The sequence below is a fragment of the Pusillimonas sp. NJUB218 genome (assembly GCF_003788685.1).
Classification (GTDB): Bacteria; Pseudomonadota; Gammaproteobacteria; order Burkholderiales; family Burkholderiaceae_B; genus Neopusillimonas.
The window spans coordinates 345,241-359,864 of record NZ_NQMK01000002.1 but is presented as its reverse complement, the minus strand read 5'-3'; the positions used below and the strand labels follow the sequence as shown (position 1 = coordinate 359,864).

At 56.4% G+C, this 14,624-nt stretch carries 10 protein-coding genes; 2 read left to right on the top strand and 8 right to left on the bottom strand.

The window, feature by feature from the left end; translation table 11 throughout:
* Positions 1-29: 29 nt before the first annotated feature.
* Genes CHR62_RS04230 through hrpA form a run of 6 tightly spaced genes read right to left on the bottom strand, consistent with a single transcriptional unit; the run spans position 30 to position 11,221 of the window.
* Positions 30-1,154 carry a glycosyltransferase gene (locus CHR62_RS04230; protein WP_123660113.1) on the bottom strand — a complete coding sequence of 375 codons (1,125 nt, stop codon included), beginning with the start codon at positions 1,152-1,154 and terminating at the stop codon, positions 30-32.
* Positions 1,151-1,936 carry a glycosyltransferase family 2 protein gene (locus CHR62_RS04225; RefSeq protein ID WP_123660112.1) on the bottom strand — a complete coding sequence of 262 codons (786 nt, stop codon included), beginning with the start codon at positions 1,934-1,936 and terminating at the stop codon, positions 1,151-1,153. The genes CHR62_RS04230 and CHR62_RS04225 overlap by 4 nt, the downstream gene beginning before the upstream one ends.
* Positions 1,933-2,775 (bottom strand): polysaccharide deacetylase family protein, encoded by an 843-nt coding sequence (locus CHR62_RS04220; RefSeq protein WP_093970812.1) that lies wholly within the window; start codon positions 2,773-2,775, stop codon positions 1,933-1,935. The genes CHR62_RS04225 and CHR62_RS04220 overlap by 4 nt, the downstream gene beginning before the upstream one ends.
* Positions 2,772-3,869, bottom strand: a complete 1,098-nt coding sequence (locus CHR62_RS04215) for a glycosyltransferase family 4 protein (RefSeq protein ID WP_093970811.1) — start codon at positions 3,867-3,869, stop codon at positions 2,772-2,774. The genes CHR62_RS04220 and CHR62_RS04215 overlap by 4 nt, the downstream gene beginning before the upstream one ends.
* Complete coding sequence (dnaE, locus tag CHR62_RS04210; RefSeq protein WP_093970810.1) at positions 3,866-7,357, bottom strand: DNA polymerase III subunit alpha; 3,492 nt, start codon at positions 7,355-7,357, stop codon at positions 3,866-3,868. Before dnaE ends, CHR62_RS04215 begins: the two co-directional genes overlap by 4 nt.
* Positions 7,358-7,405: 48 nt before the next feature.
* Positions 7,406-11,221, bottom strand: a complete 3,816-nt coding sequence (hrpA, locus tag CHR62_RS04205; RefSeq protein WP_123660111.1) for an ATP-dependent RNA helicase HrpA — start codon at positions 11,219-11,221, stop codon at positions 7,406-7,408.
* 78 nt (positions 11,222-11,299) lie between these two features.
* Here hrpA and argA point away from each other — a divergent pair, with 78 nt between their 5' ends.
* The gene (gene argA, locus CHR62_RS04200) at positions 11,300-12,655 is read left to right on the top strand and encodes an amino-acid N-acetyltransferase (protein WP_123660110.1); all 1,356 of its coding nucleotides are present in this window, start codon (positions 11,300-11,302) and stop codon (positions 12,653-12,655) included.
* Between the two features lie 70 nt (positions 12,656-12,725).
* Positions 12,726-12,998: an oxidative damage protection protein gene (locus tag CHR62_RS04195; RefSeq protein WP_093970807.1), complete on the top strand. Its 273-nt coding sequence runs from the start codon at positions 12,726-12,728 to the stop codon at positions 12,996-12,998.
* Between the two features lie 100 nt (positions 12,999-13,098).
* Here CHR62_RS04195 and phoU read toward each other — a convergent pair whose 3' ends face one another.
* The gene (phoU, locus tag CHR62_RS04190; RefSeq protein ID WP_093970806.1) at positions 13,099-13,821 is read right to left on the bottom strand and encodes a phosphate signaling complex protein PhoU; all 723 of its coding nucleotides are present in this window, start codon (positions 13,819-13,821) and stop codon (positions 13,099-13,101) included.
* Between the two features lie 118 nt (positions 13,822-13,939).
* Complete coding sequence (rpiA, locus tag CHR62_RS04185; RefSeq protein ID WP_093970805.1) at positions 13,940-14,623, bottom strand: ribose-5-phosphate isomerase RpiA; 684 nt, start codon at positions 14,621-14,623, stop codon at positions 13,940-13,942.
* Position 14,624: the final 1 nt, after the last annotated feature.

Below are 14,624 nucleotides of genomic sequence, written 5' to 3'. Positions count from 1 at the left end.
ATGGGGATCATGCAAAGATTATATAGATTTCAATACAGCGTTTGACGCAACGCCTGCCGATATGAATGCAAGGTACGGTCGGCAAACAACTGCAATCCAAAATCTGTTTCACTGCGACGCCGGGCCGCCTCACCCATCTGAGCCAGACGGTCCGAAGGCAACGCAAAAATCTCTTCGAGCGTATGCGCCACTGCCGAAGGGCTTTGCACAGGAACGACCCAGCCTTCGTCGGGGGAACCCAAATTTTCGGGCAACCCACCCGCATTTGAAATCAGCACGGGCAGGCCCATCGCCATCGTCTCCCGGCAGGCAAAGGACAAGGCTTCCTGATGCGACAGAACGAAACCTACGTCGCATGCGCCTAGAACATCACGGATGTCGTCAACAAGACCGGGGAAGACAACCTGGTCAGCGATGCTACTGGCAGAAAGCTTGTCGAGCCGGAACGCATCGGGCGGGTCGCCCGCCACAACAATGCGAATCCGCTTGCGCAACTCAGCGGGCAACAACGCCGCGCCAGCCACGAGGTCAAGCCAGCCTTTTTCATAATCGGTTCCGCCGACACTGCCAAACACCAGCACATCATCGGCCAGATCGCCGAACCATTGACGACGCAATTGTGACTTTAGCGTCTTTCCAACAGGCTTAAGATGCTCAACGTCGATGCCATGGCGAATGATGTCGACCGGCACGTGTCGATAGGGTGAGTCGGCCAGACTGCTGCCGACATAATCGCTTACCGCGATCACCCGAGTCGTACCCAACCGGGCGCGCAACCGATGTCCGATACTGCGCACCCCACGATCGTTGTGGCGGGTCCAGATGATTTTGGGTGGCTTTTTCAGCCCCATGCATGCCAGCATAAAGTGCCGGTGATCGGCTGATGCATTCACATGCACAATATCAAACTGCTGGGCTTTCAGAAACGCCCGCAAACTGCGAACTTCGCTCAGCATCGTGAAGAATCGAGTCGTAAAGCACAGGTCGACCAGATGCACATGAGGCATATTGTTGACATAGCGATAAAGACGACTGACGCCCGGCGTCCCTACCCAAACATCGTGCTTTTCGCCCAAGGTGTTCAACAGGTTGACAATATAAGTGACGTGACCGCCGCCATTGCCGTAGTGCGTATTGGTATAAAGAATTTTCATTTGGACGGATGGGACGTGTCATCGGGCCAGCGACCCTGTGGATGGCGACCCAGAAAGTAAAGCTTGCTGTAACGAAAAAAACTGCCCGAGGCGGCCGTCAACGCCAGGATCAGCCCTTCTTTCCCGTCAAGAAAACCACGTCGAATGAAATAAATGCGAATAAATGTCCAGAACGCATGTCCGACAATACCCGCCACCGAAGTCTTTTTTCCTCGGGCATGCATCATGCGAGCAGCATCGGTGGAATAACGATTGACCTTGGTGACCATCGCCTCCATGTCGGCATAAGGATAATGAACCAAATGGCCCGACAATACCGCAGGCTTGGTTTGCGCCACGACTTTTTCATGAACGGCAGCATCGGTGAAGCGAGCCGCCCCACGGCGGAATAAACGCAACACATGGTCGGGCCACCATCCGCTGTGTCGAATCCAGCGGCCACCAAAACTCGACAGACGCGCCACAAGGTAGGCATCGTTCTCAGACTGCGCAATAACCTGTCTGATTGACTCAGCCAAGGCTGGCGGCACACGTTCATCGGCGTCAATCGATAGCACCCAGTCTCCGGTTGCCAGATCGAGGGCGCGGTTTTTTTGCGGGCCAAACCCTGGCCAGTCGGGTGTTACCGATACCTTTGCGCCTTTGGCGCGCGCAATGTCGCATGTCGCGTCGGTACTGCCAGAGTCGAGCACGATGATTTCGTCAGCAAAACTGACCGAATCGAGGCAGGCAGCAATATGCCTGGCTTCGTTTTTGGTGATGATGATCACTGACAGAGTCATTTTTTGCTTCGACGCGCCCGCTTCCATAGTTTCCAACGATTAAACAAAGGCCCAATGAGCGGATGCGCGGCAATCTTGATGCGTCGGCCAACCGATACGCCCGTTGTGTTGCGTACGGCAAAACGATAAATATGGGCTGGATCGGTACCCGGAACGTTTTGGCCAAACGCATGCGTGGTGTACAAATATTTGAACCCTTGCGCTTTGGCCAAGGCCACGTACTCAGGATCGAAATAGCCTTGCGGCCAGCAAAAGTGCGGCTGGACTGACCCCAAGTGGGTCTCGAGCGACCGGCGCGATGCTTCTAGCTCTTCCTGAATATGGCGGTTCTTGTTGACTGCGTCGACGAGGTCCCATCGTGTGTGCGTATGGGTGTGACTGTGGAATTCGACAACGCCCTCGGCCTGCATTGCCCGGATTTCACTCCAGCGCAAAATTACCTCATCGCTGCGGCCGGCATCGATACGGCGCTCGCACTCTTTATGTTCGGGTGTTTCGGGCAAGACATCTGCCTGCCCCAGGTGCGGACGCACCGGGCCATCGTGGATCCAGGATGTCACCAGAAAAACCACAGCCTTGAAGCCATACTTTTTCAGTAAGGGATACGCGTAGACCCAATTATCCAAATACCCGTCATCAAAGGTAATTAACACAGACCGCTTCGGCACTTGGGCACCGGCCAGATGTTCCGCAAACTCTGACGCCGTCAGTGACGTATAAGCATTGCGAGAGAGCCAGCGGAGCTGATCTTCGAAATTTTCGGGTGACGCCGTAATGGCGCCCGGCGAGGGGCTGACGTGGTGATACATCAGAACCGGCACAATAGATTGCGTACTCATGACTTGCCTCGTTCGAGCCAGAAGCGATAGGCCGATTCAGTACCCGACACCATGGCATTCAGAGAGAATTTATCGCCACGGGCGACGAATTGACGTCCAACGCTTCCCATGGTTTTGCGCAATGCCGCATCGTCAATAAGGCGGCTGATGGCCGTACGCAATGCCTCGGGGTCGTTAGGTGGCACTAAAAAGCCCGTCTCGGACTCAATCATCATTTCTGGTACGCCACCGACACGTGTGCCGACAACGGGCAGACCGGCCGCCTGGGCCTCGACGTAAACCATTCCCGCCGCTTCGAACTCTGTCGCCAGCGCAAAAATGTCTGACCCGTTCAACACATTGGGGATATCGGCACGCATCCCCAGAAAATGCACTCGGGTTTCCAACCCTTGCGCTTGCACCGAACTTTGAAGCGTTTCGAGCATGGCCCCGGCACCCGCCAGAACAAGATGAATATTGGGCCGGGACTTTATGAGCGGCGCGACGGCCTTCAATAATGTTTCGTGCCCCTTTTGGGCGCGCATCACGGCCACACATACGACAACGATGTCGTTATCCGCCAGTTTGAGCTCGGACCTTAAGGTAGACCCGCTTGGCCAATGTTCGACCGGAACACTGGGGTAGACAACACGCACCTGGTTGGGCTTTACACCGCGCTCGAGCAAATGACTACGAACAAATTCGCTACACGCGATGACCGCATGCGGCACAACGGTATACGAAAATAATGAGCCGACTTTTTTAGCCAAATGGCGAGAGCGTACGATGAGCGGTACGCGCGCCAAGCGTGCAGCAACCCCCACCAGAATCGTGTCGCGGCGACTGTTGGTATTGACGACGTCAAACCGGCCGTCACGCAGCACCTTGCGCAATTTGACCACGCCCTTGAAAAAATTGGCTGGGCCATCGGTGTATAAAGTGTGCACCTTGAAACCATCTTCGCGAAGTTTCTCGGTCAGTACAGCATGCGGCTGACAAATCGCCTCGAGATGATGGCCGTGATCGCGCAAGCCTTTCATGAGCTTGTGAATGTATTGCTCTTGACCACCATAACTGGTGGCTGCTTCAGAAAACACAATGCGCAAAGGCTTCATGAGTAACTGATCTCCACGTGCTCGGGAGATACCCAATCGCCAAGCTGCTCGATAAGCGTGTCGGCCATGCGAACTCGCCAATCGTCACCCAGGCGGACACTGCAGCAGAAAGGCGGCTTGAACAACTGAAGCTCGACAGGCACGCCGGGCACGCCGTTTTCGGGTTCGGCACGGAACGGATTAAGAACCTGACGCAATTGCTGAGGATCAAAGGGTTCAGCCAAGGTAATACGCAACGCCCGGGCTCGCGACTCGCGCGCCAGTTGCAGATCGAAAATGGACTCTGCAGACACCCTCAAGCCGCCCGAGTAATCATCGTTGCTGACTTTCCCTTGAATAATGACGAGCTGATCTTCTTTGAGGCGATGACGGTGCTGCTCGTAAAGCTCGTTAAAAATGGCGATTTCGATCTGCGCAGAGCCGTCATCGATGGCGGCATACAGCATTTTGCCGCGTCGGGTCATTTTGGGACGCAAGGCCGACAGCACACCGGCAAACCATTGCAAACCGCGGGCGGGCTCTAGACGTGCCAAAGGCGTTGGCGCAAAGCGTCGTACCTCGTCGCGCCAGGCATCGAAAAGATGCGCACTGAAGAAAAAGCCTAGCGCTGCTTTTTCTTGGGTAAGGCGAGTTTGCAAATCCCAAGGAGCGACCTTGGCCAATTCGCCCTCAACAATTTCATCACTGTTATCGTCGAACAACGACACCTGATTAGCGCTGCGCTCGACCTGTTCGGCCGCCTCGATGGCGTTACCTACGGTCGCCAACAACGCTGCACGATTATCGTCGATCGTGTCGAACGCTCCCGCACGAATCAGGGCTTCGATGGTACGACGGTTAACAGCATGACGGTCGATACGCCGGCAAAAATCAAAAAGACTGGCAAACGGCCCACCTTCCTGGCGCGCCTTGATAATAGCTTCGACAGCAGACTGCCCCGTCCCCTTAACAGCGCCCATGCCGTATCGTATGGTTCGCGGCGGCTTACCCTGAGCACTGAACTCGTCTTCTACGGGCTCGAAACGATAGTTGGACGCGTTGACATCGGGCGGCAGCACCTTGACCTGATTGTCGAGTGCATCTTTCCAGAAAATCTGGACTTTGTCGGTGTCGTCCATATCGGACGACAGCGTAGCGGCAATGAATTCGGCCGGGTGATACCGCTTGAGCCACGCCGTTTGGTAAGCAATAAGCGCGTAGGCGGCCGAGTGACTTTTATTAAAGCCATACCCGGCAAACTTCTCCATCAGGTCGAACAGCTTGACGGCCAGGTCGGCGTCGTAACCCTTTTCAACCGCGCCCTTCTCGAAAATCTCGCGATGCTTGGCCATTTCTTCGGGCTTTTTCTTGCCCATGGCCCGGCGCAGCATGTCGGCGCCGCCCAGCGTGTAACCCCCGATGATCTGGGAGATCAGCATCACCTGCTCTTGGTAAACAATGACCCCGTAAGTGCTTTTAAGCACCGGCTCAAGATCGGGATGAAAATAATCAACCTCGGCCCGACCATGCTTACGATTGACGAAGTCCACCACCATGCCTGACTCGAGCGGCCCAGGCCGGTACAAGGCCAGCATAGCGATGACATCTTCGAAGGTATTGGGCCGCAAACTGCGCAGCAGCTCTTTCATGCCGCGCGATTCAAGCTGGAACACGGCGGTCGTGTTGCCTTCGCTCAGCAACTGGTAAGTAGGCTGGTCGTCGAGCGGCAAGGCCATGACATCGAAGTCGCGCTTGTCGGCATTGAACTGCTGCACATACCTGACCGCCCAATCGAGGATGGTCAGGTTGCGCAAACCAAGGAAGTCAAACTTGACCAGGCCTGCAGCCTCGACGTCGTCTTTGTCGAACTGCGATACCGCATTGCTGTCAGGGCCAGGCTGCGAATACAACGGACAAAAATCGGTGAGCTTGCCAGGGGCAATCAAAACCCCGCCGGCGTGCATGCCAACGTTACGCGTCAGGCCTTCAAGCGGGCGCGCCAAGTCGATCAATGCACGAACCTCTTCGTCCTGGTCGTAACGTTCTTTGAAGGCCGGTTCGTCGGCCAGGGCCCGTTCGAGTGTCCAGGGATCGGCGGGGCTGAAAGGGATGAGCTTGGACAGTCCGTCGCACAAGCTGTACGGCATTTCGAGTACCCGGCCGACGTCGCGTACCACTGCCTTGGCACCCAAGGTACCAAAGGTTGCAATCTGGCTGACCGCTTCTTTGCCGTACTTTTGCTTGACGTAATCAATCACCCGTTCACGATTATCTTGACAGAAGTCAATATCGAAGTCGGGCATGGACACCCGCTCGGGGTTTAGAAAGCGCTCGAACAGCAAGTCGTATCGGATCGGGTCGAGGTCGGTAATCCCCAGAGAGTAAGCCACAAGTGACCCGGCACCGGAGCCCCGGCCCGGTCCAACCGGCACGCCATTATGTTTACCCCAGTTGATGAAGTCGGCCACAATCAGGAAGTACCCGGGAAAGCCCATCTGGATGATGGTCTGGCATTCCCAGCGCAATCGTTCGAGATACTTGGGGTACTGCGCTTCGCGCTCAGCGTCATCGGGATATAAGAACGCCATCCGCGACGCCAGCCCCTCTTCAGACAGCTTGACCAGATAATCATTGAGGGTCATGCCGTCAGGCGTTGGGAAATCGGGTAATCGGGGTTTGCCCAACACCAAAGTCAGGTTGCACCGGCGCGCAATTTCAACGCTGTTTTCAAGTGCCGAAGGCACATCGGCAAAGCGCGCGGCCATTTCTTCGGTGGACAACAGATACTGCGACTCGGTAAAGCGCCGTTGACGCTTGGGGTTAGCCAGTTGCTCGCCTTCGGCAATACACACGCGCGCCTCGTGCGCCCGAAACTGCTCGGGCCGAACGAACTGTACGGGGTGCGTGGCCACAACCGGCAAGCCCAGGTCGGCGGCCAACCGCATGGCGGCCTGCACATAAGCTTCGTCGCCTTCGGCATCGGCCCGCTGCAGCTCGATGTAATAAGCCCCCGGAAAGCGCGCAGCCCATTGCTGCGCCAACACCCGGGCCTCGGCATCGCGACCGGCCTCGAGCGCCTGCCCAACATCGCCCATCCGGGCGCCCGACAAGACAATCAGGCCGTCAGCACCTTCCAGCCATTCGCGCCGGACTTCGGCACGACCCGCATACTGGTTTTCGAGCCACGAGCGCGTCAGGATTTCGCATAACTGCAAATAACCGGCATTATTACGAACCAGCAATAACACACGATACGGCTTGTCGCGATCTGCCTCGTTTTGCACCCAGATATCGCAACCAGCAATGGGTTTGACCCCTTTGCCCCGCGCCGTCTTGTAGAACTTGATCAAACCAAAAATGTTCGACAAATCAGTCAGCGCGACTGCAGGTTGGCCATAGCCGGCCACCTGCTTGATCAGCTCGGGAATTTGCACAATGCCGTCCACCACCGAAAATTCGGAGTGAACGCGCAGATGCACAAATGGCGTAATAGGGGCAGATTCATTCATGCTCAGATTGTACCCAGAGAAACCGCTTTATTTGGCCCGAATCGGGCATTAGCGCTGCATCGCCGCCCAGGCCTTTTGCAAGCGCTTGACGGACACCGGCATCGGTGTACGCAGCTCTTGGGCAAACAACGCGACTCGCAGCTCTTCAAGCATCCAACGAAAATCCGCAAGTTGCGCATCGGGTTGCCCTTTAAGTGCCGTCACGGCCCGCTGATACTGCACCAACAAAGGCGCCATCTCGCTCATCAGCCGACGATCGCGCGAGGGGTCGGCACGCAGTTTGTCGATACGCGCCTGCACTGCCTTGAGATAGCGCGGAAAATGCGCTAACTGCCCATAAGGCGTAGCCCGAACAAAGTGTTTGCTCATTAACTGAGACAGTTGCGACTGGATATCGGCGTAAGTGTCGGCATGTGCCTTGGCTTGAGGCAGTTTTTTCTGCACGGCTGCCCATTCGGCCAGAATCTGCCCTGCCAACCGCGCAATTTCCTGAGCCAGCAAACCCAACCTGTTTTTGCCCTCTGCCTTGCGCTGGTTAAATGCAGCTTGATCATCGGGCCACGGCTCGGCCAGACAAGCCTGCTCAAGTGCGCAATCGATAATCTGGTCTCTAAGTTCTTCTTGAGTCCCCAGGCTGATGAACAGCATGCTCATCCGGGTCAGGTCATTCAGATTCTTTTCCAGAAACTTGACCTGCTCTTTAAGCCCTAGCCGGAACAGGCGCAGCAAGCCCATACGATGGTGGGCGCGCGCTTCGGCCGGATCATCGAAAACATCGAGATCGCAGTGCGTTTGCCGATCGACCAGCGCGGGGTAGCCAATCACCGACTGACCTTTGCGACGGATTTCCATGATTTCGGGCAACGGCCCGAATGTCCAATCAACCAGTTGATCCTGGGCCAGGGCCTGAGCCACACCCTGATCTCGAGCCGCCACTTTCTGGAACGACGCCTGCGCCTCTTTGCCATGCTCGGCCTTAAGCTGATCGAGATTGCGCCCCCCCGAGAGCATCCGGCCATGCTCATCAACCACCTTGAAGTTCATGAACATATGAGCCGGCAAGGTTTCGAGCTTGAAGTCGGCCCGCCCCGGCCTGACTTTGACCTGCACCCACATGTCGGCCGCGATAGCGTCGAGCAAACTCGCTCGCCCGTCGGGTTCGTGCTCGAACCAGCGGTCGCAAAATGCAGCGGCGTAATCGGGCAACGGCACACAATGACGACGTAATTTTTGCGGCAGCGACTTAAGCAACAAATGTACTTTTTCTTTGAGCATGCCGGGCACCAACCACTCGCAGCGCTGCGGGTCGACCTTGTTCAACGCAAACAAAGGCACCGTGAGCGTAACGCCGTCGCGGACCGAGCCGGGCTCAAAGTGATAGTCGAGCGCCATCTCGACGCCGTCCCATTGCACTGACTTGGGAAAAACATCGGTGGTGACCCCTGCTGCATCGTGCTGCATTAACGCATCGCGCGTCAGCAGCAACGCCTTGGCCTGCCCGGCATCGAGCCCCCGGACCCATTTTTCCAGAGTCGCGGTCTGAAACACATGCTTGGGAATATGCTGGTCGTAAAACGCATAAATAAGGCCGTCATCAACCAGAATATCCGGGCGACGCGACTGATGTTCAAGCTTTTCGATTTTTTGAATCAGCGCGCGGTTCTCGCGAACAAACGCGGCGTTCGTCTCGATATCACCGGTCACCAGGGCATCACGAATAAAAATCTCACGTGCTTGAACCGGGTCGATTTTGCCGAAGTGCACGCGCCGACCATGATAAATGGGCAGCCCGTAAAGCGTGGCGCGTTCGTTGGCCACCACTTGACCGGCTTTCTTTTCCCACCGAGGGTCAGACCAGCTGCGCCTAAGCAAGTGCTCACCGACCTTTTCTACCCAGACCGGATCCACGCGGGCTACACAGCGGGCGAACAAGCGCGAGGTTTCGACAAGCTCGGCCGCCATAATCCAGCGCCCGGCTTTACGCGCCAACGGCGACGACGGGTGAATCGTGAACCGGATATCGCGAGCGCCCTGATAAGTCGTGGTCTCTTCGCTTTTTAACCCCAGGTTACCCAGCAGCCCCGACAACAGCGCCTTATGCAACTGTTCGTAGGTCGCCTCGGTTTGATTGACGCGCCAGCCCTGCTCTCCCACGATAGCAGCTAATTGGCTATGGACGTCGTGCCATTCGCGCAGGCGTATGGGCGACAGATAGGTTTGACGCAATGTGGCCACCAGCTTGCGTTGCGATGCCTTGTGCGCCACCTGCTCTTCATACCAGCGCCATAGTTTCAGATACGAAACGAACTCCGACTTGTCGTCGCGAAAACGCGCATGGGCCGCCTCAGAGGCTTCACGCTCGGCCATTGGCCGATCGCGGGGGTCCTGCACCGACAGCGCCGACGCAATGATCAGCATTTCTGCCAGACACTGCTCATCGCGCGCCGCGAGAATCATGCGGGCGATACGTGGATCGACGGGCATGCGGGCAAGCTCACGCCCCACCGCAGTCAGTTGATTGCGTTCATCGAGCGCCCCCAGCTCTTGCAACAAGTGGTAGCCATCGGCCACGGCTCGCCCGGAGGGCGCCTCTACAAAAGGAAAGGTCTCGATGTCGTCAAGCTTGAGCGCCTTCATACGCAAAATGACGGCGGCCAAAGACGATCGCAGGATTTCTGGGTCGGAAAATGGCGCCCGACGTTTGAAGTCTTGTTCGTCGTACAAACGAATACACACGCCAGGCCCGATACGGCCGCATCGCCCAGCGCGTTGGTTGGCCGATGCCTGACTGATGGGCTCGATATGCAGCTGTTCAACTTTGTTACGCCACGAATATCGCTTGACACGCGCCAAGCCCGAATCGACCACGTAGCGTATACCCGGCACCGTCAACGAGGTTTCGGCTACGTTGGTCGCCAGCACCACCCGTCGCACATTACCCGTTGGCTTGAAAATTTGCTCTTGCTCGGCCTGCGACAAACGAGCAAACAAAGGCAAGACCTCGACAGGCCCTGGATGATTTTTGCGTAAGGCCTCGGCGCTTTCGCGAATCTCACGCTCGCCCGGCAAAAAGACCAAAACATCGCCCATGCCATGCCGCGCGCATTCGGCCACGCCTTCTACAACGGCGTCAATCAGATCGCGCTCTTCGTCTTGAGCCGAACGCGCCTTGTTATCGTCGTTGACATCATCGCGATCATTTTGGACGGGCCGGTACAGAATATCGACGGGATACAAACGACCCGATACTTCAATGACGGGCGCGGGCTTGCCTTTATGCGCAAAATGCTGGGCAAACCGCTCAGCATCGATGGTGGCCGATGTGATGATGAGCTTTAAATCGGGGCGCTTGGGCAACAGCTGACGTAAAAACCCAAGCAGGAAATCAATGTTCAGACTGCGCTCGTGGGCCTCGTCAATGATAATGGTGTCGTAGCGACGCAGTAACGGGTCGCGCTGCGATTCTGCCAGCAAAATACCGTCGGTCATCAGCTTGATGGCTGCGTTGGGCCCCGTGCGATCGCTGAAACGGATTTGATACCCGACCCAGTCGCCCAGCCCTGTGCCCAGCTCTTGTGCAACCCGCTTGGCCACCGAGGTGGCCGCCAGGCGTCGGGGCTGGGTATGGCCAATCATTTTGCCCTGCCCCCGCCCAAGCTCGAGGCAAATTTTAGGCAATTGCGTTGTTTTTCCCGAACCTGTCTCGCCGCAAACAATCACCACTTGATGATCGCTGATCGCCCGCGCGATATCGGCCCTTCGGCTGCTGACAGGCAGGTCTTCGGGGTAATGAATAGGCGGCAATGGCCGTGGCGTAGCCTGCGGTTTGTCTTTGTTTACCGACAAATCTGGGGTGTGTTGCATGAAAATTCTTATAAAAGGTCAGTCGATCATTATAATTTTGACCTAAACCAAAACAACCGGGACTCAACACCACCCCTTATGGCTGATAACGAAGCAGAACCCCTTTCCGCTCAAGATGCAACTCATTTTGCACCGGCACAGTTTGTGCGCTGGTTTCGCGAAGTGGCGCCTTATGTTCACAACTTTCGCGGAAAGACGTTTGTCGTCGCCTTCGGCGGGGAACTGGTCAACGATGGTGCACTTAACAACCTGATCCAGGATTTGTCACTATTATCAGCGCTGGGTGTACGCCTGGTGCTGGTGCATGGGTCGCGCCCCCAGGTCAACGAACAGCTCAAGCTTAAAGGGTTTGCCACCCGGTTTGGCCGAGGCATGCAACCTACCGACGCACCCGCACTCGAGTGCGCCAAAGAAGCGGCGGGCGAAATACGCCTGGATATCGAAGCAGCCTTCAGCCAGGGCCTGCCCAACACGCCCATGTCCCATGCGCAAATCCGGGTCATTTCGGGCAATTTTGTGACGGCGCGCCCGGTGGGTGTCGTCGACGGTATCGACTACCAACACACCGGTACGGTTCGCAAACTCGATACCGACGCCCTGAAAGCCGTACTGTTTCAGGGCGCCCTCGTCCTGCTCTCGCCCTTGGGTTTTTCGCCCACAGGCGAAGCATTTAACCTGGCCATGGAAGACCTGGCCACCAGCGTTGCCATTGCCTTGCGCGCCGAAAAGCTGATTTTTCTGACACAAAACCGTACGGTACTTAACCCGGACGGCTCTGTCGATACGGAACTGGCCCGCGAGGACGCCGACGCCCTGCTGGCCGGCGGCACGCTTGACGAAGATACCGCCGCTTTTCTTAGCCATGCGTCGCGGGCCGTCAAAAGGGGCGTAGCGCGGGCTCACCTGTTGCCGTACACCCTCGACGGCAGTGTATTGCTCGAAATTTTTACCCACGACGGCGTAGGCACCATGGTGGTCGAAGACACACTCGACGACCTGCGCCCGGCTACCATAGACGACGTCGGCGCTATTGTTCGGCTGATCGATCCGCTTGAAGCCGACGGCACACTGGTACCACGCGGACGCGCCGTTATCGAGCGCGACGTTGAGCAATTTACAGTTCTTGAGCACGACGGGGTTATTTATGGCTGCGTGGCACTCATTCCATACCCCGAAGAACGCATGGCCGAAATGGCCTGCCTGATCGTGCATCCCGAATGGCAGGGCGAAGGCGAAGGCGAAATCTTGCTACGCCACACCGAATCGCGCGCCCGGGCCATGGGCGCCCGTCGCCTGTTCGTGCTCACCACCCGAACTTCACACTGGTTCATGAAACGAGGTTTCACCCAGGGCGGTGTTTCCGACCTGCCCAAAGAGCGTCAGGCGCACTACAACCGGTCGCGCAATAGTCTGGTTTTCATCAAGAAACTGTAAGGTGCGAGGCCACGCCGCTATAGGTACAATGGCCCCAATTGCTAACTGTATTTAAAGGTAGGTTCGACGTATGACACGCATGGTGAACTGTGTAAAACTGAAACGTGAAGCCGAAGGGCTAGCCGCACCGCCATACCCCGGCGAAATGGGCGTACGCATCTGGCAAAGCATCTCGAAAGAGGCCTGGGAAATGTGGATTCAAACCCAGACTCGCCTGGTCAATGAAAACCGTCTGAACCTTGCTGACGCCCGTGCACGCAAATATCTGGCCCAGCAAATGGAAACGTTCTTGTTCGAAGACGGCAACGTTGAGGCCCAAGGTTACGTTCCGCCTCCACAGTAACGCGGCAAGCCGTCAAAAAAACGCCCGGTTGGTAAGCCAACCGGGCGTTTTTTATTGGCACGTTCGGGCGCACTTCAAACCCGAGCAGGCCGGGTTACCCTCAGGCGTCGGCGTCGTCTAAAGATTCGCCACGCGCAATACGCTCGGTTGCCTTGACGCCGGTATGACGAACATCGTCTCCGTGCACCATGTAAATGACGCGCTCGGCCATGTTTTTAGCATGATCGCCGATGCGCTCAAGCGAACGCGCAATAAAAATCAGGTCGATCGAACGCGAAATGGTGCGTGGATCTTCCATCATGTAGGTGATGAGGTGACGCAAGGCTGCCTTCCATTCTTTATCGACCTCTTTGTCGCTGCGAACCACCGTAGCGGCATGAACAGCGTCATCACGTGCGAATGCGTCTAACACATCACGGATCATGGCCACCACATGGTTGGAAATGTGACGCAACTCGACGGCTGGCATATAACGCGACTCGGCCTCGTGCAGGCGACGGGCCATTTTGGCGATTTTTTCAGCTTCGTCGCCGCAGCGCTCCATGTCGGTCAACATTTTTGAAACCGACAACAAGAGGCGTAAATCGACCGCGGCAGGCTGATTGCGGGCAATCAGCAAACCAATACGTTCGTCGATTTCGACTTCAAGACGATTGACATCGCGCTCTCGCTCGCGGACCTTGTCGACCAGACTGAGCTCACCCGTCACCAAGGTTTCCATTGCCTCTTGAATCATCGCTTCGACAAGCCCCCCCATTTGCAGAAACGAGGAACGGGTCAGCTCGAGTTCTGAGGAGAACTGTTTATTGGTGTGCTCGGACATATCGACCTTCTAACGGAACTCGACAACGCGTGCCGCTTGGCCCACGTTGTCTGGATTGGCAAAAACTACCGGATACGTATCAAGGGTACACCCAAATTGCGACAGTTTTATGACCTTGTCATAAACCCTTGGGCTTAAGCTGAACGACGCCCGATTGCGTTGACATTAATGCGACAGTTGCCGGAGAAATAGCAAACAAACCACACGTGACCACACCCGGGATATTGTTCACTTGGGCCTCTAATGCTGCCGGGTCGGTAATGCGCAAACCTGCAACATCAAGAATGATGCATCCGTTGTCCGTCACGAAGCCTTCGCGCAAGCGCGGCTCGCCGCCAAGTGCATGCAAGCGACGCGCGACCACTTCACGCGCCATCGGGATGACCTCGACAGGCAGCGCAAATGCACCCATGCATTCGACCAACTTGGACTCGTCGACAATACAAACGAACTGATCTGCGACAGAGGCCACAATTTTTTCGCGTGTCAGCGCCCCGCCCCCACCCTTGAGCATGTGCAGGCCATGATCGATTTCATCGGCGCCATCGACATAAACAGGCACTTTAGAGACATCGTTCAGATCGAACACTTTGACGCCGTGCCCTTGCAGGCGGGCAGTACTACGTTCGGAGCTGGAGACCGTACCCAAAAAACGATCTTTGTGCTGTGCCAGCGCGTCGATGAAAAGGTCGGCGGTCGAGCCAGACCCGATGCCCACGATGACGTCGGGGCCAAGCATCGGCAAAACGTAATCAACAGCCGCTTGCGCGACGTTTTGTTTAAGTTCTTGTTGTGTAAGCATG